At 66.4% G+C, this 23,292-nt stretch carries 24 protein-coding genes; 19 read left to right on the top strand and 5 right to left on the bottom strand.

Annotation, left to right across the window (positions count from 1 at the left end):
* Nucleotides 1-306: 306 nt before the first annotated feature.
* Entirely contained in the window at nucleotides 307-3,861 is a 3,555-nt protein-coding gene (locus tag NOG11_RS05640; protein ID WP_256618717.1) for a class I SAM-dependent DNA methyltransferase, read from the bottom strand.
* 103 nt (nucleotides 3,862-3,964) lie between these two features.
* On the opposite strand from NOG11_RS05640, the gene NOG11_RS05635 reads away from it, so the two are divergent.
* From NOG11_RS05635 to NOG11_RS05570, 14 genes are all read left to right on the top strand, one after another.
* Nucleotides 3,965-4,315, top strand: coding sequence for a winged helix-turn-helix domain-containing protein (locus NOG11_RS05635; RefSeq protein WP_256618716.1), 351 nt, complete (start codon nucleotides 3,965-3,967; stop codon nucleotides 4,313-4,315).
* Nucleotides 4,316-4,363: 48 nt separating this feature from the next.
* A complete protein-coding gene (locus NOG11_RS15120; protein WP_256618715.1) occupies nucleotides 4,364-5,341 on the top strand; it encodes an XdhC family protein in 978 nt (325 codons plus the stop codon).
* Nucleotides 5,338-5,904 carry a nucleotidyltransferase family protein gene (locus tag NOG11_RS05625; protein WP_256618714.1) on the top strand — a complete coding sequence of 189 codons (567 nt, stop codon included), beginning with the start codon at nucleotides 5,338-5,340 and terminating at the stop codon, nucleotides 5,902-5,904. Before NOG11_RS15120 ends, NOG11_RS05625 begins: the two co-directional genes overlap by 4 nt.
* A complete protein-coding gene (locus tag NOG11_RS05620) occupies nucleotides 5,901-6,689 on the top strand; it encodes a sulfite exporter TauE/SafE family protein (protein ID WP_256618713.1) in 789 nt (262 codons plus the stop codon). The genes NOG11_RS05625 and NOG11_RS05620 overlap by 4 nt, the downstream gene beginning before the upstream one ends.
* On the top strand, nucleotides 6,689-7,708 hold the full coding sequence (gene moaA / locus NOG11_RS05615) for a GTP 3',8-cyclase MoaA (protein WP_256618712.1): 1,020 nt from the start codon (nucleotides 6,689-6,691) through the stop codon (nucleotides 7,706-7,708). Before NOG11_RS05620 ends, moaA begins: the two co-directional genes overlap by 1 nt.
* Nucleotides 7,709-7,711: 3 nt before the next feature.
* Nucleotides 7,712-7,954: a MoaD/ThiS family protein gene (locus NOG11_RS05610; protein ID WP_256618711.1), complete on the top strand. Its 243-nt coding sequence runs from the start codon at nucleotides 7,712-7,714 to the stop codon at nucleotides 7,952-7,954.
* On the top strand, nucleotides 7,951-8,394 hold the full coding sequence (locus tag NOG11_RS05605; RefSeq protein ID WP_256618710.1) for a molybdenum cofactor biosynthesis protein MoaE: 444 nt from the start codon (nucleotides 7,951-7,953) through the stop codon (nucleotides 8,392-8,394). Before NOG11_RS05610 ends, NOG11_RS05605 begins: the two co-directional genes overlap by 4 nt.
* Nucleotides 8,395-8,399: 5 nt before the next feature.
* Entirely contained in the window at nucleotides 8,400-8,951 is a 552-nt protein-coding gene (moaB, locus tag NOG11_RS05600) for a molybdenum cofactor biosynthesis protein B (protein ID WP_256618709.1), read from the top strand.
* On the top strand, nucleotides 8,948-9,427 hold the full coding sequence (moaC, locus tag NOG11_RS05595; RefSeq protein WP_256618708.1) for a cyclic pyranopterin monophosphate synthase MoaC: 480 nt from the start codon (nucleotides 8,948-8,950) through the stop codon (nucleotides 9,425-9,427). The genes moaB and moaC overlap by 4 nt, the downstream gene beginning before the upstream one ends.
* Nucleotide 9,428: 1 nt before the next feature.
* Nucleotides 9,429-10,613: a molybdopterin molybdotransferase MoeA gene (locus tag NOG11_RS05590; protein ID WP_256618707.1), complete on the top strand. Its 1,185-nt coding sequence runs from the start codon at nucleotides 9,429-9,431 to the stop codon at nucleotides 10,611-10,613.
* Nucleotides 10,610-11,611, top strand: a complete 1,002-nt coding sequence (locus tag NOG11_RS05585) for an aldose epimerase family protein (RefSeq protein WP_256618706.1) — start codon at nucleotides 10,610-10,612, stop codon at nucleotides 11,609-11,611. The genes NOG11_RS05590 and NOG11_RS05585 overlap by 4 nt, the downstream gene beginning before the upstream one ends.
* A 107-nt stretch (nucleotides 11,612-11,718) precedes the next feature.
* A complete protein-coding gene (locus tag NOG11_RS05580) occupies nucleotides 11,719-13,164 on the top strand; it encodes a cytochrome ubiquinol oxidase subunit I (RefSeq protein WP_256618705.1) in 1,446 nt (481 codons plus the stop codon).
* 6 nt (nucleotides 13,165-13,170) lie between these two features.
* Complete coding sequence (gene cydB, locus NOG11_RS05575) at nucleotides 13,171-14,184, top strand: cytochrome d ubiquinol oxidase subunit II (RefSeq protein ID WP_256618704.1); 1,014 nt, start codon at nucleotides 13,171-13,173, stop codon at nucleotides 14,182-14,184.
* Nucleotides 14,184-14,297, top strand: a complete 114-nt coding sequence (locus NOG11_RS05570; RefSeq protein WP_256618703.1) for a DUF2474 domain-containing protein — start codon at nucleotides 14,184-14,186, stop codon at nucleotides 14,295-14,297. Before cydB ends, NOG11_RS05570 begins: the two co-directional genes overlap by 1 nt.
* A 3-nt stretch (nucleotides 14,298-14,300) precedes the next feature.
* Here the strand turns inward: NOG11_RS05570 and NOG11_RS05565 are convergent, their stop codons facing one another.
* Together NOG11_RS05565 and NOG11_RS05560 are read right to left on the bottom strand one after the other, a co-directional pair.
* Nucleotides 14,301-15,668, bottom strand: a complete 1,368-nt coding sequence (locus NOG11_RS05565) for a DUF1501 domain-containing protein (protein WP_256618702.1) — start codon at nucleotides 15,666-15,668, stop codon at nucleotides 14,301-14,303.
* A 15-nt stretch (nucleotides 15,669-15,683) separates the two neighbouring features.
* Nucleotides 15,684-17,423: a DUF1800 domain-containing protein gene (locus tag NOG11_RS05560; protein ID WP_256618701.1), complete on the bottom strand. Its 1,740-nt coding sequence runs from the start codon at nucleotides 17,421-17,423 to the stop codon at nucleotides 15,684-15,686.
* A gap of 768 nt (nucleotides 17,424-18,191) precedes the next feature.
* On the opposite strand from NOG11_RS05560, the gene NOG11_RS05555 reads away from it, so the two are divergent.
* A complete protein-coding gene (locus NOG11_RS05555) occupies nucleotides 18,192-19,244 on the top strand; it encodes a mannose-1-phosphate guanylyltransferase/mannose-6-phosphate isomerase (protein ID WP_256618700.1) in 1,053 nt (350 codons plus the stop codon).
* A 19-nt stretch (nucleotides 19,245-19,263) separates the two neighbouring features.
* Here the strand turns inward: NOG11_RS05555 and NOG11_RS05550 are convergent, their stop codons facing one another.
* Complete coding sequence (locus NOG11_RS05550) at nucleotides 19,264-20,091, bottom strand: helix-turn-helix domain-containing protein (protein WP_256618698.1); 828 nt, start codon at nucleotides 20,089-20,091, stop codon at nucleotides 19,264-19,266.
* On the opposite strand from NOG11_RS05550, the gene NOG11_RS05545 reads away from it, so the two are divergent.
* Nucleotides 20,075-20,593 (top strand): hypothetical protein, encoded by a 519-nt coding sequence (locus NOG11_RS05545; protein ID WP_256618697.1) that lies wholly within the window; start codon nucleotides 20,075-20,077, stop codon nucleotides 20,591-20,593. The genes NOG11_RS05550 and NOG11_RS05545 overlap by 17 nt on opposite strands.
* A 3-nt stretch (nucleotides 20,594-20,596) precedes the next feature.
* Here NOG11_RS05545 and msrA read toward each other — a convergent pair whose 3' ends face one another.
* Nucleotides 20,597-21,229, bottom strand: coding sequence for a peptide-methionine (S)-S-oxide reductase MsrA (msrA, locus tag NOG11_RS05540; RefSeq protein WP_256618696.1), 633 nt, complete (start codon nucleotides 21,227-21,229; stop codon nucleotides 20,597-20,599).
* Nucleotides 21,230-21,720: 491 nt separating this feature from the next.
* Here msrA and NOG11_RS05535 point away from each other — a divergent pair, with 491 nt between their 5' ends.
* The 3 genes from NOG11_RS05535 to NOG11_RS05525 all read left to right on the top strand — a co-directional run bounded on the left by NOG11_RS05535 (nucleotide 21,721) and on the right by NOG11_RS05525 (nucleotide 23,135).
* On the top strand, nucleotides 21,721-22,134 hold the full coding sequence (locus tag NOG11_RS05535) for a DUF2141 domain-containing protein (RefSeq protein WP_256618695.1): 414 nt from the start codon (nucleotides 21,721-21,723) through the stop codon (nucleotides 22,132-22,134).
* Between the two features lie 75 nt (nucleotides 22,135-22,209).
* Entirely contained in the window at nucleotides 22,210-22,836 is a 627-nt protein-coding gene (locus tag NOG11_RS05530) for a hypothetical protein (protein ID WP_256618694.1), read from the top strand.
* Entirely contained in the window at nucleotides 22,833-23,135 is a 303-nt protein-coding gene (locus NOG11_RS05525) for a winged helix-turn-helix domain-containing protein (RefSeq protein ID WP_256618693.1), read from the top strand. The genes NOG11_RS05530 and NOG11_RS05525 overlap by 4 nt, the downstream gene beginning before the upstream one ends.
* The last annotated feature ends 157 nt before the right edge of the window (nucleotides 23,136-23,292 follow it).

Here is a 23,292-nt window from a genome sequence, read left to right as displayed (position 1 = left end):
GACCGGGTAACATACCGGGTAACGGCTAGGCGGGTCTTCCAAGAACTGCATTAAGAACAGGCTCTTAAGCTACCAATCCCATGCCGCCCCAGGCACCACTTTCTTGTCTCACGCGCAGGGGCGCTGCGACGGCGCGAGCCATTGGGCTCGGGCACCCGCTTGGGTGCCTTGCTTCGCGGTTTTTTGCCTCACGGCGCGCAGCGCCTCCGGCGGGGCGGACCTGGCCGGTCCGGGCACCCGGTCGGGTGCCTTCCCTTTCTAGCGTTGCGCGCTGGAGGGTGTTTGGTGGAGGGCTTACCCCTGCGCCTAGCGGGCTGCGGTGAAGCCGTTTTCTGTCTCGTAGGCCAGGCCGTTTTCCTGGAGGGAGGCTAGGACGTCCCCCAGGCGCTCGGTGCGGGCTTTGGTGAGCTTGGGTTTGAAGCTGACCACCAGGGTCTCCGTCGTGACGGGTTTCCTGGCGGCCTGGAGGAGGGCGCGGACCTGTTTGATCTGCTCGAAGGGGTCCTTGGGCCAGGAAGGCTTGACCGCCGCGGGTACGGCCTCCTCGGCAGCCTTCTTCTTATCTTCGGCACCCGGAACCTTGTGGCCTAGTTTCTCGATCTGGTAGTCGGGGCGGAGCCAGCGGACATGGCCTCTCGCCTCCTCCTCCGCGCGGCTCTTGTTGAGGGCGACGAGGCGGGTGAGGAGCTCTTCTTCGGCCTCCTCTTGCTCCTTCGATTTGAGCTGGCTGGGGGTGGTGCCGCCGGGCTTGCCGACGAGGGCGCCTTCGAGGTCCGACCATCCGTAGGCGCCCAAGACCTCCCGGTCGATCTCGTCGTGGAGGTCCGCGAGGATCGACACCTGCGCCCGCTCATGGATGTCGCGCTCTTCTTCCGTGAGATCGCCGTGACCAGCCATGGCCTCGCGGTAGCGCTCCAGCGCGTTGTAGAGGCGGGTCATGGTCAGCCAGTCCCAATCCTCCAGACGCTCCTTACGGAAAGCATCGAGCCGCTCGCCCAGCTGCGCCAGACGGTCAGGGGAGGGATGATTGGGGAAGGGGAAGGGGTCGAAGGTTTCGGTATGCTGATACACGGGATCATTGCCAGCTCCTTGCCAGCCGCCCGCTGCGTTCGCGTAGACAATATGAGTTCGACTGCTCAAAACCGCTAGCGACTCTGCAGTATCCAACGCTACCGTAATAACTTTACTCTCCATCACTGACCGAGATGATTGGAAAGAGAAGACTCGATGTTTGGCCGTACGAGAGCTAGCTATGAATCTGTCCAGCGGGGCTACACCCTCCCGATAGATTAAGCTCGGTTCCCCAAACAGCCACCAACGGTCCTTATATGAAGGGCGATTATTGGTTTGCCGTACTGGCCAAACATGCTCCAGCAAATGAGAATAAATCCCCTGATACCTTTCTTGAATATTATCTTTAGACAGATTGAAAGTGTCGATCACGAGGACATTGCGGGATTTCTGCATTAAGTCGCTTCCGTTCAAGAAGGGAACAATCACTCCTTGTTCAGACTCTGAGAACTTTCGGACCATGGGTGCTTCGATAATGAATCCCGTTCCCACGGTCTGAACACCTCGAGCGACAACCAGAGAGTTTGCTAGTAGGGGAACAACCTCAGAGAGGTTCGCCCCCAACGTCAGGTTCGCCTTGACCAGCCCCTTCTCGCTCTCCAGCTCCACCAGCGGTGTGTCCGTGTTCAGACCTTTCTCGCTTGTGACCTCGGCCAGCGTGCCTTCCTCCGTACCCGGCTCGGCCACGGTCATGGCGATGCGCACGGCGGCCTTGTCCGTCGCCTTGAGCCAGGGGTGGTCGGGGACGGCGAAGGCGAGGTGGAGGGGGTCCTTCGCGGCCATGTGCCGCTCGATGACCCGGCGGGAGAAGGTCTGGGTGATGGAGTTGGTGGTGATGAAGCCGAAACGCCTGAGGGGGTTGGTCTCGCCTTTCTTCTTCGCAGCCGTACTTGGCTTGCGCAGGAGCCTGGTTGCCGCCTCGTCCCAGAAATGCATGACGAGGTCGGCGCCGCCGGGCACGTCCTTTCTCGCCTTCCAAAGCGCTTCGGCATAGCCGTCGCCGAGCTCGCGGCGCAGGTCCTTGCCGCCGATGAAGGGCGGGTTGCCGACCACGAAATGCGCCTCGGGCCACTCGGCACGGCGGGGGTTCTCGTAGGTGTAGGCCTCGGTTCGGGCGTCCGGGTCCGGCACGTCCTCGCCGGTGACGGGGTGCTTCTTGAGGGTGTGGCCGTCCCAGCGGGTGATGGGTCTTCCGTGCTCGTCCCTTTGCAGGGTCTTGTCGTGATAGGCGAGGAGGGCGTCTTGCTGCCGTATGTTGCCATGCGCTTTCAAGACTGGCGGTGTGATGCTGTCTATGCCGCCATTGGCGATCTGCCACTTGAGATAGCCAAGCCACAGAACGAGTTCGGCGATCGGCACAGCGCGCGGGTTGATCTCCAACCCGAAGAACTGGCTTGGCTCCACCGTAGCGTCGTCTAAGTCGAGGTCTCGCTGTCCGCCGTAGGTCTCGAGCACGTTGAGGACGTCGCCCTCGAGCTTCTTCATCAGCTCCAGCGCCACATAGAGGAAGTTGCCCGTGCCGCAGGCGGGGTCGAGGACGCGGGTGTTGCAGAGCTGGCGGTGGAAGCTGCGGATGGCGTCGAGCGCGCCCTCGTGGTCGCCCTTGCGCTCCAGAAGGTCCGCCTCGATCTGCGCCGCGTTCCAATCCTCCGTGAGCGGCTCGATGATGGTGGGCACCACCAGGCGCTCCACATAGGCGCGGGGCGTGAAGTGGGCGCCGAGCTCCTTGCGCTCGCGGGGGTCGAGGGCCTGCTCCAGCAGGGTGCCGAAGATGGCTGGCTCCACCGCCTGCCAGTCGCGCTTGGCCGCCGCCAGGAGCTCGGCGATGGTGTCCATGCTGACTTTTGGCGCGACCGCGTTCTTGAAGAGGCGGCCGTTGAACTTGCGGAACTTGTCGCCGCTGAAGCCGATATCGCCGCCAATATCCATGGCGCGCCAGAAAGCCTCGATGGCGGCGGGGAACTTGTCGAGGGGGCGCTCGCGGCTCTCTTCTAGAAGCTTTTCGAAGCGGTGGTCGGGGAGAAGGCCCACATCCTCCGCGAACATGCAGAAGAGGCAGCGCATCAGGAACTCGGCGATCTCCTGGGGCTCGTGGCGGGGGGTGCCGTCATCGTTGCGGCGCGCCTCGAGCTGCTTGGCGATCCTGGCCAGGCGCTCGGCGATGTCCTTCGTGACCTCGGCACTCTCCCTGGCTGGGTCGAGGCTGTAGGGGTCGGTCCAGATCGTCCGCAGACGGTCCCTGACTTTCTCATCGCGCAGATCGTCGAGCCAGATGCGGTAGCGCTTTCTGTCCGGGAAGAGGTCGTAGCGGCCCCGCCCTGAGAAATCCGCGAACACGTCGATGGCGTGGCCCACATCCACCACCAGCAGGAAGGGCGGGCTGGCATGGCCCTCGGGCAGGATGCCGACATAGCCCCTCGCCTGGTTGAAGGCGGCGCGCATGACCCGGTCCCACTTGCGGGTGTTGCGCTCGGCATGGCCTGCCTTCACGCCCTCCGACGCGATGAAGAGGCGAAGCTGGTTCTCGTCCTCCTTGCCGCCGGGGGCGGACTGCTTGCCCTCCATGACGAAGTGCCCGCGCTTGTAGAGGTCCACGAACTTGGTGCTGTTCGCCACGGGGTCCTTCAGCGAGCGCTCGAAGACGTAGTCGTTGTGGGCGTTCTCGGGCTTCGCCGGGTCGGGGGTAGGGACGCCCAAGAGCTGGCAGAGTTCGGCAGCGAAGCTTTGAAAGTTGGAGCGCTCCGCCCCGCCGGAACCCTTCCAACGCTCGATGAAGTCTTCGATGTCCATGCCTGCCCGCTCCCGCCGAAGCGCTAGGGCTACCAGAGGCCGGCTGTCTGGCAAACGTTTCAGCTGCTTGCGGCGGAGGGCTGGGCGGGCCAGTCTTTCGGGTATGAGCACGGGCGATGTCACCCTCTCCATCCGTCTTGACCTGCCCGGCGGGGGGCGGATCGGGCCTGGTAAGGTGGCGCTGATGCGGGCGCTTCGGGAGGCGGGGTCGCTGCGCAGGGCGGCTGAAGCCTTGGGCATGTCCTACCGGCGGGTGTGGAAGCTGACCGAGGAGCTGAACACCGCGGCAGGCTTCACGGTGGTGGAGAAGGCGGCAGGCGGCGAGGGCGGCGGCGGGGCCAGGCTGTCCGAGCGCGGGGCCGAGCTGCTGAGCGCCTGCGAGAGGGTGATCCTGGCCGCCGAGAAGGCAACGGAGGCCGAGCGCGCGAATGTGAAGGCCCTGGCGGCGCCTTGAGCAGCGCGCCCCGTTGAAGGCGGACGTTCGGGGCCGTTATGCTCCGGCGTGCATCACGCCCCACCAGAGCCGGCCCCGCGCCAACACCCCCTCGCATTCCTCTCGGAGAGGGGCGGGGTACTTTGCGTGCTGACGAAAGTGACGGGTTCGAGCTACAGGCCCGTGGGCTCATTCATGGCCGTAGCCCCGGACGGCGAGCGAGCGGGCAGTATCTCCTCTGGCTGCGCCGAAGAGGCCCTACGTGCCCTGGCGCTGGAAGCGCTGAGGGAGGGGGAGCCGCGCACGGTCCGGCTTGGTGAGGGGTCTCCCTACCGCGATATCACCCTGCCTTGCGGGGCGGGGATCGACGTGCTGCTTCTGCCGTCCCCTGACGATGGAGTGCTGCGCGAGGCCGCGGCTCGTATAGCCGAGCGCGAGGCCTTCGCGCTGGGTATTGATCGCGGTGGAGTGCTCTCCATCCTCCCGCTGCAGCAGGCTGGGTACGACGGAGAGCTGTTCGCCGCGCCCTTGGTCCCGCCCCTGCGCCTCGTCGTGATCGGCAAGGGGGAGGAGGCGGAAGCCTTCTGCCGCCTGGCGCTCGGCGGAGGCTACGACGTGCTGATCTACTCCCCCGACGCTCCGCTGCTCGGAAGGCTGGCCGGGGAAGGTGTGATCGGCGCGAAGAACCTGTCCGTGCCAGGACGGATGCCCGATATGCCGGTAGATGCCCAGACCGCAAGCGCCCTCTTCTTCCACGATCACGAGTGGGAGCCCGCAGCGCTTCGCAAGCTCCTCGGCAGTCCGGCCTTCTGGGTCGGGGCGCAGGGCTCGTCCAGGGCGGCGGAGGCGCGAAAGGAAGCCCTACGCGCTCTCGGTACGGAAGAGAAGGAGATATCGCGTCTGCGCGGGCGCATCGGTCTCATCCCTTCCGCTCGCGACCCGCAGACCCTCGCCGTCTCGGTCCTGGCGGACATCGTCGCTGCCTATAAGAGTGAGTGGCTCGATCCGTATCAGGAGCAGCCCTCTCATCTAAGGGCCGTGTCGTGAAGCGCGTCGGTCTTCTTCTGGCGGCCGGGCTCTCGCGCCGGTTCGGCGAGGAGGACAAGCTGCTGGCGCCCTGGCGTGGGAAACCGCTGGTCTCCTACGCTGCGAAAGTCTTACGTTCCCTGCCGCTGGACGGTCTTGCAGCGGTGGTCAGATCGGACGCGGTGGCGCGCGAGCTTGGCGAAATCGACCACATTCATCAGCCTGCGCCCGAGCGGGGCCAGGGGACGAGCCTTGCCATCGGAGCTGCCTATGCGGCCGAGCAGCAGGCTGACCGCTTGCTAATCCTTCTCGCGGATATGCCGCTTGTCTCGGCGAGGCACGCCGAGGAGGTGCTGAAGACCTGTACGGATGACCGCCCCTGCCTCTCCCGCGACGGCGAGCTGGTCGCGCCGCCCGCCTGCTTTCCGGGCTCCTGGTTCGCTGAACTCAAGGCGCTGGAGGGAGACCAGGGGGCCGGGTCTTTGTTGAGGCGGAAGGAGACAGCTCCCCTTTTCGTAGATGCGCTGCGGGGTGAGCTGAGGGATGTCGATACCGTTCAGGACCTTGAGGAGGCTGCCGCATGAGCGCCGGCGTCCTTGCCATCCTCTTCCTTTTGACGGCGGCCCTTTACGCCAGCGTGGGGTTTGGCGGGGGCTCGACCTACACGGCGCTTCTCGCGGCGGCGGACACGGACTACCGCGTCCTTCCCCTCGTCTCGCTGAGCTGCAACATCGCCGTGGTCAGCGGCGGGGTCTGGCGGTTCGCCAAGGCCGGTGCCCTTCCCTGGGCCAAGGCGCTTCCCCTCTGCGCCGCCTCGGTTCCGCTGGCTTGGCTCGGGGGCAGCCTGGCTGTGCCCGAGACCCTCTTCCTTCTGCTCTTGGGGGTGTCGCTTCTTGCGGCGGGGTGCCTGATGCTGACGCCTGTTCCGAGGAAGCCTGCTAGCCTGTCCGCGGCGGCGCTACCCAGACCCTCCGCCTACCGCGTCAGCGAGCCGGTGATGGGCGGGGGCTTGGGTCTTCTGTCGGGGATGGTGGGCATTGGCGGGGGCATTTTTCTGGCTCCCCTCCTGTATCTGACCCGTTGGGACGAAGCCCGCCGGATCGCAGGCACCGCATCGCTCTTTATCCTCGTCAACTCGGCGGCGGGCATGGCGGGGCAGTTCTCCAAGCTCGCCGGGACCGGCGCCCTTGGCGAGGCGGCCAGCTTCTGGCCGCTGCTCTTGGCGGTGCTTATCGGCGGGCAGGCGGGGGCGCTCCTCGGTTCGGTGCGGTTCTCCCAGGAACTCCTCCGCCGACTGACGGCCGTGCTGATCCTCGTCGTCGCCTGCCGCCTTCTTCTTCGCGCGCTCGTCCAGATGGAGCTCTTCTGATGGCCTATGACGGACAGCCGATAGCCAGGCCTCTCACCGACGGTATGGGGCGGACCATCAGCTATCTGCGGCTGTCGGTGACGGACCGCTGCGATCTACGCTGCACCTACTGCATGGCGGAGCGTCCCGACTTTCTGCCTAGAAGGGACCTTCTGACCCCGGACGAGATCGACCGGCTGGCGGAGGCCTTCATCAGCCGAGGAGTCTCCAAGCTGAGGCTCACCGGGGGCGAGCCGCTGGTCAGAAGGGACTTCGCGGGCATCGTCCGAAGGCTAGGGCGCCACGTTCGCAGCGGCGCGCTCGATGAGCTAACCCTCACCACCAACGCCACCCTGCTGGCTCAGCATGCAGTGCTTCTGGCCGACAGCGGCGTGAGGCGGATCAATGTCTCCCTCGACAGCCTCGATCCTGAAACCTATCGGCGGGTGACCAGGGGCGGGGACCTTTCGAAGGCGCTGGACGGGATCGGCGCGGCGCATCAGCAGGGCATCCGTATCAAGATCAACGTGGTGGCGCTGCGCGAGGACAACGCGCAGGAGCTGCCCGGCATCATCGCCTGGGCTCACGGTGAGGGGCATGATGTCAGCATCATCGAGGTCATGCCCATGGCCGAAACGGGCGTGGACAGACGGCGGCAGTTCCTACCACTATCAGCGGTTCGGGAGGAGCTGGAAAAGCGCTGGACCCTGACGCCGTCGGCTCACCGCACGGGCGGGCCGTCGCGCTACTGGGAGGTTGCGGAGACGGGCGGAAGGCTCGGTTTCATCACCCCGCTGACGAACAATTTCTGCGAGGGCTGCAACCGGGTGAGGGTGACCGCAACGGGGCGTTTGGTCCTGTGCCTCGGTCAGGAGGACGGTACCGATCTGCGCTCGGTGCTGCGCAGCGGTGACGGGCAGGCTCTTGACGACACGATCGACAGGGCGTTGCTCGGCAAGCCGGAGCGGCACGGCTTCGAGGAGGCCTACGCCGCCGGAACGCAGGCCGTCACGCGCGGCATGAACACGACGGGGGGGTGAGGGATGAAGGTGGTGTTTCTGGGCAGGATCGGCGAGCGGGCGGGACCGCCCCGCGAGCTCTCCGAAGAAGGTCTTGTGACGGTAGCCGACGCTGTGGAGAGGCTGACCGTAGAGGACGACGAGCTGGCTTCGCTCCTTCGTGCTCCGAGCACGGTCTATGTGCTGGACGATCGCGTGGTGAAGGGGGACGCCGCGCTCGAAGGCGCGTCAGAGCTGGCCTTCCTGCCCCCGGTGTCAGGCGGATGATCGAGCTTCGCCTTCCGGCCGCGCCCTTCGAACCGGAGGAGGCGCTGGAACGCTTTCGCCGCTCGCTGCAGGATGCGGGCGGGCTGGTGAGCTTCACCGGCATCGTCAGGGGCGGCGGAACGAAGAGCCTGACCCTCAGCCATTATGAAGGGTACACAGAGCGCCGGATAGGGGAGCTCATGCAGGACGCGGTGAGACGCTTCGGTCTCAACGGTCTTCTGATCATCCACCGGATCGGCCGGATGGTGCCGGGGGAGCCGATCGTGCTTGTAGCCGCTGCCGCTCCCCACCGGCGCGAAGCCTTCAAGGGGGCGGACATGGTGATGGACTATTTGAAAAGCGCAGCACCCTTCTGGAAGAAGGAAGAGACCGCCGAGGGTTCCCGCTGGGTCGAGCCGACGGCGCGGGATATCGAAGATAGAGAGAGGTGGACGGGCTAAGAAGCATGGCATACGGAATCAACGAGAGCATCGCCTTCGAACCCATCGGCATTGCCGTTCTCACCGTCTCCGACACGAGGACGGAGGAGGACGACACCTCCGGCGGGCTCCTCCGTGAGCGGATCGAGAGCGCGGGCCACCGGGTGGCTGCGAAGGCCATCGTGCCGGACGATGCCGAGCGGATCGCAGGCATGGTCCGGGACTGGGCGGAGGATGACGAGGTCGCCGCGATCATCACCACCGGGGGCACCGGCCTGACGGGACGCGACGTCACGGTGGAGGCGGTCAGGCCGCTCTTCGCCAAGGAGATCGACGGCTTCTCGGTGATCTTCCACCAGGTCTCGTTCGAAAGCGTCGGCCTCTCCACCCTTCAAAGCCGCGCCTGCGCCGGCATCGTCCGTAAGGGGGACGGCTCGGGCGGCACCTTCGTCTTCTGCCTGCCGGGCTCCACGGGGGCTTGCCGCGACGGCTGGGACAAAGTGATCGTTGCGCAGCTCGACAGCCGCCACCGCCCCTGCAACCTCGTCGACATCCTGCCCCGGCTCGGCGAGCGATGAGCACGCTCACCCATCTCGATACGGATGGCCGCCCGCGCATGGTGGACGTCTCGGCCAAGCCCTCGACGGCGCGAGAGGCCGTTGCCGAAGGGCGTATCCGGATGAGCATGGCGACCCTGGAGGTCGCGATGCAGGGCGGCAGGAAAGGGGACGCCCGGCAGGTCGCCGTCCTGGCGGGCATTCAGGGCTCGAAGCGCACCTCGGACCTCATCCCCCTTTGCCACCCCCTGCCGCTCTCCTCCTGCGAGGTCACGGCGGAGCCCGATGAGAGCCTGCCGGGCTTCGTCGTGACCGCGACCGCGCGCACCACCGGCCAGACAGGCGTGGAGATGGAGGCGCTGACCGCGGCAAGCGTCGCCTGCCTCACCCTCTACGACATGCTCAAGGCGGTTCAGAAAGACATGGTCATCGAAGGCGTCCGCCTGCTGAAGAAAACCGGCGGGAAGTCGGGCGACTGGGAAAGGAGGGAGGCCTAGCATGGTAAATCCGCTTCTCTCACTGGACGAGGCCAGAAGACGTCTCCTCGCTGGCGCAGGTACGCTCGGTACGGAGCGCCTGCCTCTCGATGACGCCCTCGGGCGGGTGCTCGCGGAAGAGGTGGCTGCCTACCGGGCGCAGCCCCCCTCCGCCCTCTCGGCCATGGACGGCTACGCGATCAGAAAGGCCGACCTGCCCGGCCCCTTCAAGCTGGTGGGCGAAGCCCCGGCGGGTGCTCCCTATGAAGGGGCGCTCAGCCAAGGCGAGACGGTGCGCATCTTCACCGGCGGGGTGGTGCCCGCCAGCGCGGACAAGGTGGTGGTGCAGGAGATCGTGCGCGAGGAAGACGGCCAAGCCACCCTCACCGAAGAGCCGAGCGAGGCGAGCTTCATCCGTCCCGCCGGGCTCGATTTCGGACAAGGGGACGCGGTGCTGAAACCGGGAACCCTTCTGACCCCCGCAGCCCTGGCGCTGGCGGCGGCGGCCAACCATGCGGAGCTCTGCGTCACCACAAAGCCGAGGATCGCGATCGTATCCTCCGGGGACGAACTGGTTCCCCCAGGCGGGGAGCCGCAACCGGCGGAGATCATCGACGCGGCCTCCTACGGCATCGCCGCCTTTATCAGGCAGTGGGGCGGCGAGGTGACCCGGCGGCTTCACCTGCGAGACGACCTCGCTGCCGTGACCGAGGCAGCCCGGCGGCTTGCCGATGAGGCGGACCTGATCGTCACCATTGGCGGCGCCTCGGTGGGTGCGAAGGACCTCCTCCGCGCAGCCTTCCAGGAGGCAGGGGCCGAGGAGCGCTTCGCCGGTATCGACGTGCGGCCCGGTAAGCCCTTCTGGCACGCGCGGGCAGGACGCACCCTGATCGCCGGTCTGCCCGGCAACCCGGCATCGGCCATGGTGACGGCGAGGCTGCTGGTCGCGCCGCTGATCGGGACGCTGACGGGCCGGGGCAGCCATGTCTTCACGGAGAGCATGAGGGCGCCCCTCGCCGCCGCCCTGCCGCCTCCAGGAATGCGCACGACCTGGCACCGTGCCGCGATGGCGGAGGGCGAGCTCCATATCGACCCGCACGGCGACAGCGCCCTCCTCACCCCTCTCGCGGCGGCGTCCTGTCTCGTCTGCCAGCCTGGTGATACGCCGCTTGCGGAGGGTACACTGGCCGAGGCCCTGCCGCTGTGACGGGGTCGGTCACAAAGCGCTCCTTCGGCGCCATGCCGGACGGGAGGGAGGTGCTGCTCTGGAGGCTCGAAGCCGGTCCCTGCTCGGTCGAGGTGCTCAGCTATGGCGGCGCGGTCAGGTCCTTTATCGTGCCGGGCAGGAACGGCGCGTCGAGCATCCTCCTCGGCTTCGATACCCTCGAGGAGTATGTGGCCGATACGGAGTATATCGGCGTCCTGGTCGGCCGCTACGCCAACCGGATCGCCGGTGGGCGGTTCACGCTGGGCGGAGAGACCTACGAGCTGAGCCGCAACGAGAACGGCAACACCCTCCACGGCGGCGAGGACGGGTTCTCCGAGCGCCTTTGGGAGGGGGAGGTGACAGGGGAGGCGCAGCTCGCCCTGCGGCTCGTCTCGCAGGACGGCGACCAGGGCTTTCCGGGCAGGCTGGAGACGGAGACGGTCCTGACGCTGACCGCCCAGGACGGCGTGGCGCAACTGACCTTCGAGACCACGGCCAGGACATCGGGGCCAACCGTCTTCAGCCCCACCTTCCACGGCTACTTCAATCTCGGTGCGGAGGAAACGGTGGCGGATCACCGCCTCCAGGTGGCAGCCGACCGCTACACCCCCGCCGACGACGACGGCATCCCCACCGGGACCATCGAGGAGGTCGGCGGCCCGACCGATCTGCGGCGCCCCGTGCCGCTCAGCCAAGTCATCGGCGCAGGCGGCCTCGACCACAATTTCGTCCTGCGCGGCGGTCGGGACGAGCCTGCGGCGCGCCTCACCTGCGAGGCGAGCGGGCGGCGCCTCGACGTCGTCACCGATCGTCCAGGGCTGCAGGTCTATACCGGGGACGGGCTCTCCGGGCCGAGATTCGCGCCCCACGCAGGGGCGGCGCTCGAGACGCAGGCCTTCCCCAACAGCCCCAACGAGCCGGGCTTTCCCAGCACCGCGCTCCTGCCCGGCGAGACCTTCCGCTCCCGCACCGTCTACCGGGTTTCATGGCAGCGATAGTTGCGCATGAGCGCAAATGTCGCTTTGCACCGAGGCGCCTTCGGCCCACCTAGGGGTCAGGAGCTGAGCGGCGCGCGCCGGGGCGGCGGGCGCTCAGGGAGATGCCCATGTTCGCCGAGTTCGACGCTGTCCTTCTGGCGCGGATCCAGTTCGCCTTCACCGTCGCCTTCCACTTCATCTTCCCGGCCTTCTCGATCGGGCTGGCGAGCTATCTGGCGGTCTTGAACGGTCTCTACCTCTGGAAGAAGGACGAGGCCTATCTCCGGCTCTTCAACTTCTGGATCAAGATCTTCGCCGTGGCCTTCGCCATGGGCGTCGTCTCCGGCATCACCATGAGCTACCAGTTCGGCACCAACTGGTCCGTGTTCAGCGATATCGCCGGACCGGTGCTGGGGCCGCTCATGGCCTATGAGGTGCTGACGGCCTTCTTCCTGGAGGCGGGCTTCCTCGGCATCATGCTGTTCGGACGCAAGCGGGTGGGGCCGACCCTTCACATGGTGGCCTGCCTCGCCGTCGCCTTCGGCACGGCGCTGTCGGCGACCTGGATCCTCTCCGTGAACTCCTGGATGCACACGCCTGCGGGCTTCGCCGTGAGCGAAACGGGGCAGTTCGTGCCGGTCAACTGGATGGAGATCATCTTCAACCCCAGCTTCCCCTACCGCCTCGCCCACACGCTGACGGCGGCCTACCTCACCACGGCCTTCATCATCGGCGGGGTAGGGGCCTACCACCTCCTGCGGGGTCAGCGCGAGAACCCCGGCGTGCGCACCATGTTCTCCATGGCGATGTGGATGGCAGCCATCGTGGCGCCGCTTCAGATCGTCCTCGGCGACCTTCACGGCCTCAACACGCTGGAGCACCAGCCCCAGAAGGTGATGGCGATGGAGGGGCACTACGAAAGCCACCCCGAAGGCGCACCCCTCTACCTCTTCGGTATCCCCGACGACGAGGCCCAGGAGCTGAAATACGCCGTAGGCATCCCCAAGCTCAGCTCGCTGATCCTGGAGCACGACCCCAACGCGCCGATGGAGGGGCTCGATACGATCCCCGATGACGAGCAGCCCCCCGTGGCCATCGTCTTCTGGTCGTTCCGCATCATGGTGGGCCTCGGCTTCCTCATGCTCGGCGTCGGCGCGTTCAGCCTTTATGCCCGCTGGCGGAAGGGCCTCTACGACAACAAATGGCTCCACCGCGCGGCGCTTCTGACGAGCCCGGCGGGCCTCGTCGCGGTCATCGCCGGCTGGATCACCACCGAGGTGGGACGCCAGCCCTATACCGTCTACGGACAGCTCAGGACGGTCGACAGCGTCAGCCCCCTGGCCGCGCCTGCGGTGGGGGCGTCGCTGATGGCCTTCATCGTCATCTACTTCTTCGTCTTCGGCGCGGGCGTCTTCTACATCCTGCGTCTGATGCACACCCCGCCGCATCTCGGCGAGGAGACGATGGAGGAGACCCGCGACGGTCCGATCAGGACCTCCGGCATCACCCCCGCCGCCCAGGTCGGTGCCGAGGGCGTGCAGACCCCCCACCCCGAACCAGGACCCGCGGAGTAGCATCACATGGAAGTCTCGATCTGGCTCGCGAACTCCTGGGCGTTTCTCCTGGCGACCGCCGTCTTCATCTATGTGGTGCTGGACGGCTTCGATCTCGGCCTCGGCATCCTCTACCCCCTCTTTGCGAAGAAGGAGGAGCGCGACCTCCTGATGAACTCGGTCGCCCCCGTCTGGGACGGTAACGAGACCTGGCTGGTCTTGGGCGGGGGAGGGCTCTTCGCCGCCTTCCCCATGGCCTACGCCATCATCATGCCCGCGCTCTACGCGCCGATCATCGCCATGCTCCTGGCCCTGATCTTCCGCGGCGTGGCGTTCGAGTACCGCTGGCGGACCAAGCGCTGGCTGAGATACTGGGACCTCGCCTTCATCGGCGGCTCCGTCGTTGCGGCCTTCTCTCAAGGGGTGGCGCTAGGCGCGCTGCTGCAGGGCATCGAGGTGGACGGCAGGGCTTACGGCGGCGGCTGGTTCGACTGGCTCTCGCCCTTCTCTCTCATGACCGGTGTCGCGGTGGTGGTCGGCTACGCCCTTCTAGGCTCCACCTGGCTCGTCATGAAGCTCGAAGGCGACATTCAGGAGCGCGCGCGCAAGTTCGCCTGGACCTTCGGCATCGGGACCATCGGCTTTATCTTAGCCGCGAGCCTCGCTACCCCGTTCCTGGAGAACGCCTATTACCAGCGCTGGTTCACCTTCCCCAACATCCTGATCACCGCGCCGGTACCGCTGGCGGTGGCAGCCATCGCCTTCCTGATGTTCCGCTCCCTGACCGTGAACAAGCACGAGTACAGGCCCTTCATCCTGGCGCTGTCGCTCTTCGCCCTATGCTTTGCCGGGCTGGGGGTGTCGATGTACCCCTATATCATCCCCACCGAGGTGACGATCGCCGATGCCGCGACCCCGTTCAAGTCGCAGATCTTCATGTTCGTCGGCGCCTGCGTCCTCATTCCGATCATCCTCGCCTATACCGGCTACGCCTACTGGGTGTTCCGCGGCAAGATGGATCCGAACGAGGGCTACCACTGATGGCCCGCCTGCCCGAACCGTTGCGCAAGTGGCTGTGGTTCGTCGGCCTCTGGGCGGCAGGCGTCCTGGCGGTGAGTACGGTGGCCTACGGCATCCGCGCCCTGATCTTGTAGGGCCTAAGCGAGGAGGCCCAGCGGCGTCCGGTCGAAGCGGCCTCTATTGGCGAAGACGAGGTCGAGGTCGCCCTCCGACAGGCCGAACCAGCGTCCGAGCTCGGCGCCGTACTGCTCCGTGGCCATGGTGGGGATGAGGGCACCGCGACGGAAGTCGTGGTCGTGTTCCTCCTCGAAGGAGGGAACGGTGCCTGCGATCTGCCCGCCGCTGACGCCGCCGCCCATCACCATATGGTGCGAGCCCCAGCCGTGGTCCGTGCCCGCCGAGTTGTTGATCAGCGTCCGCCCGAAATCCGAGGCGGTGAAGGTCGTCACCATCTGGGACAGGCCCGCGGCATCGAGCCCGCGCTGGAACGACGCCATGGCTTCGGAGAGCTGGTTGAGCAGCACCGGCATCTTGAGGTGCTGCTCGCGGTGGGTGTCCCAGCCGCCCATACCGGCGAAGAACACTTGGCGGTCCGTACCGAGATCGCCGCGAAGCTGGATGAGGTCGGCGATGGTGCCGAGCTGCTGGGAAAGCCCGTTGCCCTCGATACGCACGGTGTCGCCCAAGGTGGCGCCTTCCATCAGGCGTGCAAGCTCGGCGGTGGTGGCGACCGCCTTGGCCCTCGAGCGGGCGATGTCCCGCATGAAGGGGCTCTGGGAGCCGTCCGCGGTCCTCGCATAGTGGGCGCGCATGATCGAGGCGAGCTCTTCGGAGCCGAAGTGCTTCTCGCCCGTCCCCCAGGCCTGTTTGATGTTGCCGTTCGAGGGGATCTGGGTCGGACGGACGTCGTCCCCGCTGAGGAAGACGGCGTTGCCCCTGGTCGAGATCGCTGCGTAGGCCGAGTTTGTTCCGGACCTGTCGAGGAGCCTGCCGCCCCAGCCGATCCGAGCGCCCTCCGTGCCGAAGGTCTGCCAGACCGACTGCTGGTCGTTATGCGAGCGCAGCTTGTTCGGCAGCAGCGCCGTCTTGTTCTTGACACCCGCGCGGTCGGTCACCTCGGCGAGCGGGCCGACATTGGCGGCGAAGGCGAGCTGGCCCTGGTCGAAGAGCTCCTTCACCGCCGACATCTCGGGGGGAAGGCCCACGGTCGGCTGACCGGCCGTACCCGGAAGGGCCAGGAGCGCGCTGCGTTCGCGGCTCGTCGGCAGCTCGCCCTCCCCGTAGCGGCCCACGATCGATTCCCGTGCAGCCGCCCAGGCCTGGTAGGAGCCCTCGTCCTGGCCGATCAGCACATCGTGCGTATCCGCCCCGCCATAGAGGAAGATGCAGACCAGCGCCTTGTAGCCGCCCCCGCCCTGCGCGAGCACGGGGAGAGGCATGAAGGCCGAGGCGGTCAGGCCCAGGGCGGAGGTCTTGAGAAAGCTGCGTCTGGAGAAATCCGTCATCTCTGTCACCTCGGCTCAGCGTTGGACCATGTAGTCGGGGGAGGTCAGCGCCATGGTGAGCGCGATCCGGCGGCGGTTGGCGAGTCCGCGCTCGGGCTTGTCGCCGCCGTACCAGACGAGGTCGACCGCGCGCAGAATGTCCTGGCGCACCTCCTCCTGAAGCCGCCTTCCGATCAGCACACGCTCGATCTCAGCGACCAGCTTCTCGGGATCGTCCGCAAGGGAATCGAGCCTGTCATAGTTGAGAAGCAGCATGTCCGGCTGGGTATCGGACGTGCGCGCCGCGTAGGCGTAGTCGGCGATCAAATTGATATAGCCGACGCTGGCAGGGGCGGTCTCGATCTGAAACTCCGGCGCGACCAGCCCCGCCTCCGCCGAAGCGGTACCGGGCGCCACATAGCCTGGCCTGTAGAAGTTGAAGACCGACGGGGAGGCGAAGGCGTTGTGACCGAGCTTCAAGCCGTCTGACAGCCACTGAAGCTGCCAGGCATAGGGGGCAACGCCTTCGCGCGAGACCTCATTGTCGCGGCGGTAGGCCCTCAGGAACGAGGCCAGACGCAGGATCGGCGAGCGCAGCTTGCCGCCGTCGGGGTTCAGGCCGGGGGTGCGCGCTTCCTCGTCAAGGAGGATCGCCGCGGCCGTCGCGGCCATGTCGCAGCGCTTGCCCGTCCCCACGGTAGCGCCGCTCGCCATGGTGTAGCGCCCGGCCTCGAAGGCTTCGGCCACCCGGCGCACATAGTCCGGGCTCGGGTTCGAGCTGACCAGCTTCTGGATGAGCTGCTTACTGATGAAGGGCGCGACATTGGGGTGCGAGAGGAGGTGGGTCAACGCCTCGTCGATGCTGGCCTCGGCATTGGCGCCGAAGCTGATCGAGCGGCCGAGAAAGACCTTCGGTTCGTCCTCGTGGTACTCGTCGAACGCCGCCATGGGGCGGTAGCGGTTGTCTTCGGACACCTTGGGCCTGTTGAAGTCGGTGCCCTGCCAGCTCAAGCCGGTCATCACGGCCGCCAAGGCCTCGACATCCTCCTCGGTGAAGGAGGGGCGGCCCTGGCTACGCCCGGCGCTGTCGAGCTCGTCGAGGCCGATCGTGAAGAGCTGCATCACCTCGCGGGCGTAGTTCTCGTCCGGCACATAGCCCCGCTCGGGGTCCGCCTTCCGGTTGCCCAGATGGGTCAGGTACTGGCCCATGGAGGGGGTGTAGGTCACCTTCTTGATGAGGTCGCAGTAGTTGCCCAGCGCCTCCCTGTTGAGAAGATCGGCATAGAGAGCGAAGCTCTCGCGCGACTTCGACAGCGTGCCGTCGGTCACGCCGATGACCACGATCTGCGACAGGGCGAAGGTCATCCGCTGGCGGAGTTGATCGTCGCCGTGGATGGCGCGCTCCCAGAAGAACACCTGAAAGTCGCGGGCGCGGGGGCTCTCTTCCATGCCCTGGACCCTCAGCGTGTAGGGCAGGCGGGGGGTGTCGATCTGGCGCTCGATCCACTCCTCGGGACCGATCTGGCGCAGCTCGTCGAGCTCGCTCGAGCTGGCGCCGAAGGCGGCCTGCTGGGAGAAGGCGACGGCTTCACCCTGGCTCATCTTGTCCGAGGGCGACGGGGGAATAGGGGGGTCCACCTCTACCTTCTGGGCGGGGGTCTCGACCGGAGCGTCCGTGCGCTCTTGGGGCACCTCTCCCTCACTCGAACCGCCGCCCTGGCATCCGGTGAGAAGCGCGGCGCACGCGGCGCCCATCAGGATCCGACTGGAGAACATACCGTCTCTCCCCTTCACTCAACAAAGCGACCACCCATCAGGGCGGAAGCATGGTCTCTGCTCGAGGCGGAACGGAGCCGATCTTGCGGCGACATTGTGGCCGAACAGGCGGCCTGCTCTCCGCCTGACGCCCTGACTGCCTGCGTGCCCGAACCCTAGCTCTGCCTGCCTATGTCCTCACTATTGCGTGAGAATTGTGAGATGTGTAGCAGCTTGAGGTTAGGTTGCGGGTCTTTCACGAAGCCGAGTCTATTCGTGCGCATTTGCAGAGAAATGGAGAGGCAACACCGCTGGGGGTGAGCACCTCATCTCTCCCTTAGGGAGAGATCGACATCTTCGATGTCGAGTGAGGGTGAGCGGTGGGCTGTGTGCGGTCTATCAATTGTGGTTGTCTCGTTTACGGCCGCCNGATGTCGAGTGAGGGTGAGCGGTGGGCTGTGTGCGGTCTATCAATTGTGGTTGTCTCGTTTACGGCCGCCGCTGCCCCCTCCGCCCTTCGGGCACCTCCCCCACCAGTGGGGGAGGGAAGCAGAACCAACGCCGCTCTCTATCTCGCTCCCCCTCTCCGAGGGGGAGCTGCCGGCAGGCTGAGGGGGAGGAGCCATCAGGGCTCAAGTCTCCTTCTGTCTGCAAACAACGAAGACGCGCTCAGCCGAAGGCTGCCTCTCCACCGAAGAAACATGCAAACCGAACCCCCTAGCTGGCGTTGCCGCCACTTGACCGGCAGCGCGCAACCTTGTTCTCCCGGCGTGGCAAGAGGAGCTGAAGATGAGCACGATCATACCCGTCGTCATGGCAGGAGGAACGGGGACGCGGCTCTGGCCCCTATCCCGCAGGGCGGCGCCGAAGCAGTTTCAGACCCTCGTCACGGACCGGACCATGCTGGCCGAGACGTTGGAGCGGTCCTCCGGCGAGGAGTATGCCGACCCCATCATTATCGGTTCGGGCGCTCACCTGGAGGCGATCCAGGACACGCTCCAAGGGAGGGGGACCGTCGTGCTCGAGCCCGTGGGCCGCAACACCGCGCCTGCTGCCATCGTGGCGGCGCTGCTCGCGGAGGAACACGGACCGGACAGCCTCGTGCTCCTGCTTCCGGCCGACCACCACATCACCGATCCCGAAGCTTTCCGCGCGGCGGTGAAGAAGGCGCAGGCCGCAGCCGAAAAGGGCTATCTCGTCACCCTAGGCATCTCGCCGGACGGCCCTGAGACCGGCTACGGCTACATCAAACAGGCAGAAGCGCTGACGGACAGCGTCTACCGCGTCGAGCGCTTCGTGGAGAAGCCGAACCGCGAGACGGCGGAGGGCTACCTGGCCGAGGGCGGCTACACTTGGAACGCGGGCATCTTCCTCTACCGCGCAGCGGACCTCCTCGCCGAGGCGGAAGCCCATGCGCCGCAGCTTCTCGCAGCCACCAAAGCGGCGTTCGAGGCGGCGTCCCGCGAGGGGGGCGTGGTTCGTCTGCCTGAAGAGGAGTTCGCCGCTGTCGAGGGCGACAGCATCGACTACGCCATCATGGAGAAGACCTCCAAGGCGGCCGTCGTCAGCCCAGTGGTCATCGGCTGGAACGATATCGGCTCCTGGGCGGCGGCGCAGCAGTTCGCCGGGCAGAAGATCGGCGAGGGGTGTATCGGCATCGACTGCGAGAACACCTTCATCCGTACCTCCGCCGATGCTCCCATGGTGGCGGCAGTCGGGGTGGAGGGGCTGACGGTGGTGGCCACGAAGGATGCGGTTCTCATTCTGCCCACGGATCGGAGCCAGGACGTCAAAAGAATCGTCGAGGAGCTGCAGGCCAAAGGGAGAAACGAGCTCCTCTAGGACGCCGAAGCCCAAGGCCCTAGCCTGCCAGAGCCAGCCCCTCGCTCATCCGGCGCAGCGCCTCGCGTGTTTCCTCGTCGGCGGGTAAGAGCTGCTCGATGGTGAGCTGCTCCACCATCGCGTCCTGCGGGGAGCCGAAGGTGAGAAGGACCGTCAGCAGGCGAAGGGTCTGTCCGCCCAGGACGACCTCTATAGGCATGACCGGCAGGGAAGCCGCCCCGCCGGTGGGCGGTATGGTGATCGCTTCGTCAGCCTCGGCTCGGCGCACGGTCTTCCAGAGGGGGGAGTCCTCGCCCTGATCGGCGGCCTCGGCACGCAGGCGGGTGAGGAAGAACCCCGCCGCCTCGCCGTAGTTGGAGATGGTCTCACGGTGTGGCCCGTCACCGAAGAAGGCGGCGGCCAGGTCGTCGCCTTTTCTGATGCCGGGCTTGATCAGCTCCAGGACCATCAGCCCCGCCTTGTTCCAGTGCATCACCTCGTAATGGGCGTTGAGGATATAGGCGGGGTCCGGACAGCCCTCGAGAAGCCGGTCGATCACCGGTTTCAGCGCGGGCGGGATTTCGTCGCCCCCGTCCTGCCATCTCGGCGCGTAGCCTGCCGCATGCAGCATCCCGTTCTGCTCCCGCAAGGGCAGCGACAGGGCGGCGGAAAGGCGCAGCACCATCTTCTCCGACGGCCTCGCAATGCCCCGTTCGAGGCAGGACAGGTGGCGGGCGGAAACTTCGGAGGCGCCCGAGAGGTCCTCCTGGCTCATCCGCCTGATGGCGCGCCACCTTTTGAGCTCTTCACCGAACATGGAGCCGTTGTGCCGGGCATGGTGGGGGCTGTCCATGACCTCCGAGGTCATGGTGTTCCGCACCTCTCAGCCCGAAAAGCCGAGGGAGGACGACACGAAGGAGGTACCCATGTCAGCCACCCTCTCCGCCCCTACGGCCGGTAGAAGCCCCGCCCTTCGGCCCCGGACCGGGCGCCGCATCATGGCCGGGTTCATCGCCTATCTGGTCTTCTTCGCCGTGTTGCCGCAGCTCGCGCGGGTCTTCCCGTTCGAGGCGATGTTCTTCGGCGGCGAGCGGCCTGCGGAGCTTCAGGCGGATCTGACGGACCGCTACATCAACTTCGCCTACGGACTGATCGGCGCGGTGATGACCGGCTGGATCACGACGCTCGTCATCGCCATGAAGGTTGAGAAGAGAGCGATCTGGAACGCAGGCCTTATGGGGCTGACCGTCTGGTTCGTGCTCGACAGCGGGGTCTCGGCCTTCTGGGGCTTCCCGCTCAATATCGCGACGAACGTTCTCTTTCTGGTGCTCTTGGGAGGCGTGCTGATCGCCTCCAGACCATCCGCCTAGCTCCTATTTGGCGGCGAGGCGCTCACCGGCGGCCTCGCCCCAAAGCCGCCGCACGGTCTGGTCGCGGCCGCAAAGGCTGCGGTAGACAGCATACTGACGGGGCTTCTTCTTGTAGTAGTCCTGGTGGTAGGTCTCGGCGGCGGTGAAGGTGGTCCGCTTCTCGATGGGGGTGACCACCTCGTCGCCGATCTCGCGCTCGGCCTCCGCTTTCAACTCCGCGAGGATCTCGCGCTCTTCTTCGGTCTCGTAGTAGACAGCCGTGGTGTAGCCGTAGCCGCGGTCGCAGAACTGGCCGCCATCGTCGGTCACGTCGATCGTCCGTAGGAAGAACGCCATCAGCTCGCGGTAGCTGATCTCGCTGGGGTCGTAGCGCACCAGCGCCACCTCGCGGTGGCCGCCGCGCTCGTAGTTCTTGTAGGTCGGCATGGGGCTCGTCCCGCCGCCATAGCCGGAGACGACCTCCTCGACGCCGTCGAGCTTCTCGAGGTCGGACTCGACGCACCAGAAGCAGCCCCCCGCCACCAGCGCCTCGGCCTGTCCCTCCGCTTGGATCACGGCGGCCGCCGCCACATCGGGACGGGACCGGTCGCCGCCGCAGGCGGCGAGGCTGAGGGTCAGAAGAAGGGGCAGTAGCATGCGCATCGGGTTCCTTTCGAGACACCAACGGGCGGCGCCTTCATGCCCCTTTTCGGGGGGGTCTGATAGGGAGTTACAGCGCGAGAGCCCAAAGGCGAGCTACAGGGCCGTAAGGCTTCGGCTTTTCCCGGCAGGGCACGACGCCTCTTCGGTGGGGTCCGGTTTGGGAAAACGGTTTTGGTGTCGTTTGCAAACGCTGGCAGCCCCCTCCGCCCTTCGGGCACCTCCCCCATGGTATGGGGGAGGGAAGCAGAACTCGGCTTCGCCCCTTCTTCGCTCCCTTTCTAGAGGGGGAGCTGCCGGCAGGCTGAGGGGGAGGAGGCAGCGCTCACGCCTCCGGTCTGTCTGCAAACAACAAAATCGCTCAACGAAGCGCATTCCCAGCCTCCTCGGCAGCGCTTATCGCGAGCCCCCAACATTCACCGCACCGACCCCTTGTAATCCAATTAGGTTTATACCATAAACTAGTTGTGGACACGAGGAGGTTTCAGATGATCCGCAAGACAATCCTTTCCCTTTCGAGCCTGGCGGCCATGGCCGGCATGGCGAGCGCCGCCGATCTCTCCGTCAGCCTGGAGGGCGTCGAGGACCGGGGCGGCAAGCTCTACATCTCGGTTCAGAGCGAGGCCGAGTACATGCAGAACCGCGGGACGGCGGGGACCATCACCGAGGATGTGGAGGCGGGCTCGATGGCCTTCAGCTTCGACGTGCCCCCCGGCGACTATGCCGTCAGCGTCTGGCACGACTTCAACGGCAACGGTCAGTTCGACATGAGCGAGGCGGGCATGCCGGTGGACGGCTGGGCCATCAGCGGCACCCCCGTCATGGGCGAGCCGACCTTCGGCGACGCGCGGATCACCGTGGGAGAGGGGGGTGCGGACATCACCCTCACCATGAGCTACTGAGCACGGTAAGAAGCGAGCGCCGCGGCCTCTGCCGCGGCGTTTCGCCGACGAAAACGATCCCGCGGGAGGGGCATGATGACCGAGACCACCGAGCAGGACCTCTCCTATCTGAGGGCGCTGGCCCAGAAAGGCACCAAGGCGCCTCTGCTGAGCGGCAGGTATCTGGTGTTCTGGGGCGGGCTGATCGCCCTCACCTATCTCGGCCACTACGCGATCGCTTCGGGCCGGACACCCTTCGGCGGGGAGGCCCTCGGCTTCCTTTGGCTGGCATTCGGCATCGTGGGCATCCTGGGGATGGTGGTCCTTCGCCGGACCTTCCCGGCCAAGCCAGGGGCTGCGTCCTTCGGCAACACGGTCGCGCGGGAGACGTGGAGCATGGTCGGCATCGCCATCTCGACCTATGTGGCGGGGGCGCTGGCGGCACTGGTCCTGGGGGCCGCGGACGCTCTTCTGATGGACACCATCATGGCCGTGGCCCTGGTCCTCTACGGCATCGCCTTCGCGGTTACGGGCAGGGCGGCGGAGATCGGCTGGTTCCGCTTCGTCTCCGTTCTCTCCCTGATCCTCGCCGGGGTCAGCCTGACCCTGATCGGGCGGGCCGAGCTCTACCTCTACGGTGCGGCGGCGGTGACCCTGGTCGGCCTTCTCCCCGGCCTCATCCTGCTGCGCGGCGAGCCCGCGCCGTCCCCGGACGAGGCATGAGCGGCGGCTTCGATCCCGGCAAGGTCGACGATGTCATCCACGGGCGGTTGCGCCTGGGGGTGATGGCCTATCTGAGCTCCGTCCGCTCGGCCCTCTTCACCGAGCTGGCCGAGGCGCTGGAGGCCACCAACGGCAACCTCTCCGTGGCCCTGCGCAAGCTCGAGGAGGCAGGCTATGTGGCGATCGACAAGCGCTTCGAGAACCGAAAACCTCGCACCTCCGCCAGCCTGACCGAGGAGGGCAGAAGGGCCTGGGCGGCCTATCTCGAGAACCTGCAGGGGCTTTTTCCGAAGGGGTAGCCGAGCCTCTCTGCCGTCATCCCGGAAAGCCGCCAGGCTTATCCGGGACCCACGGACCAGCCGTCGCGGCTGCTTGATCCGTCAGTCCACGGGTCCGTCGATCCGCTTTGCGGCTCCACCTTCGCTACGCTACAACCGGTATGACGGGGGCAAATCT

Origin of the sequence: Parvularcula maris, assembly GCF_024505085.1 — a bacterium.
Classification (GTDB): Bacteria; Pseudomonadota; Alphaproteobacteria; order Caulobacterales; family Parvularculaceae; genus Parvularcula; species Parvularcula maris.
Note: the sequence above shows the minus strand (reverse complement) of the source record. Positions and strands in the feature narration are given on the sequence as shown.

Coding starts and splice junctions, on each gene's coding strand:
- NOG11_RS05525 (WP_256618693.1), top strand. CDS start 22,833: ATGAGCGGCGGCTTCGATCCCGGCAAGGTCGACGATGTCATCCACGGG.
- moaB (WP_256618709.1), top strand. CDS start 8,400: ATGGCATACGGAATCAACGAGAGCATCGCCTTCGAACCCATCGGCATT.
- NOG11_RS05640 (WP_256618717.1), bottom strand. CDS start 3,861: ATGGACATCGAAGACTTCATCGAGCGTTGGAAGGGTTCCGGCGGGGCG.
- NOG11_RS05580 (WP_256618705.1), top strand. CDS start 11,719: ATGTTCGCCGAGTTCGACGCTGTCCTTCTGGCGCGGATCCAGTTCGCC.
- cydB (WP_256618704.1), top strand. CDS start 13,171: ATGGAAGTCTCGATCTGGCTCGCGAACTCCTGGGCGTTTCTCCTGGCG.
- NOG11_RS05590 (WP_256618707.1), top strand. CDS start 9,429: ATGGTAAATCCGCTTCTCTCACTGGACGAGGCCAGAAGACGTCTCCTC.
- NOG11_RS05550 (WP_256618698.1), bottom strand. CDS start 20,091: ATGACCTCGGAGGTCATGGACAGCCCCCACCATGCCCGGCACAACGGC.
- NOG11_RS05620 (WP_256618713.1), top strand. CDS start 5,901: ATGAGCGCCGGCGTCCTTGCCATCCTCTTCCTTTTGACGGCGGCCCTT.
- NOG11_RS05545 (WP_256618697.1), top strand. CDS start 20,075: ATGACCTCCGAGGTCATGGTGTTCCGCACCTCTCAGCCCGAAAAGCCG.
- msrA (WP_256618696.1), bottom strand. CDS start 21,229: ATGCTACTGCCCCTTCTTCTGACCCTCAGCCTCGCCGCCTGCGGCGGC.
- NOG11_RS05635 (WP_256618716.1), top strand. CDS start 3,965: ATGAGCACGGGCGATGTCACCCTCTCCATCCGTCTTGACCTGCCCGGC.
- NOG11_RS05560 (WP_256618701.1), bottom strand. CDS start 17,423: ATGTTCTCCAGTCGGATCCTGATGGGCGCCGCGTGCGCCGCGCTTCTC.
- moaC (WP_256618708.1), top strand. CDS start 8,948: ATGAGCACGCTCACCCATCTCGATACGGATGGCCGCCCGCGCATGGTG.
- NOG11_RS05535 (WP_256618695.1), top strand. CDS start 21,721: ATGATCCGCAAGACAATCCTTTCCCTTTCGAGCCTGGCGGCCATGGCC.
- NOG11_RS05610 (WP_256618711.1), top strand. CDS start 7,712: ATGAAGGTGGTGTTTCTGGGCAGGATCGGCGAGCGGGCGGGACCGCCC.
- NOG11_RS05605 (WP_256618710.1), top strand. CDS start 7,951: ATGATCGAGCTTCGCCTTCCGGCCGCGCCCTTCGAACCGGAGGAGGCG.
- moaA (WP_256618712.1), top strand. CDS start 6,689: ATGGCCTATGACGGACAGCCGATAGCCAGGCCTCTCACCGACGGTATG.
- NOG11_RS05530 (WP_256618694.1), top strand. CDS start 22,210: ATGACCGAGACCACCGAGCAGGACCTCTCCTATCTGAGGGCGCTGGCC.
- NOG11_RS05555 (WP_256618700.1), top strand. CDS start 18,192: ATGAGCACGATCATACCCGTCGTCATGGCAGGAGGAACGGGGACGCGG.
- NOG11_RS05565 (WP_256618702.1), bottom strand. CDS start 15,668: ATGACGGATTTCTCCAGACGCAGCTTTCTCAAGACCTCCGCCCTGGGC.
- NOG11_RS05570 (WP_256618703.1), top strand. CDS start 14,184: ATGGCCCGCCTGCCCGAACCGTTGCGCAAGTGGCTGTGGTTCGTCGGC.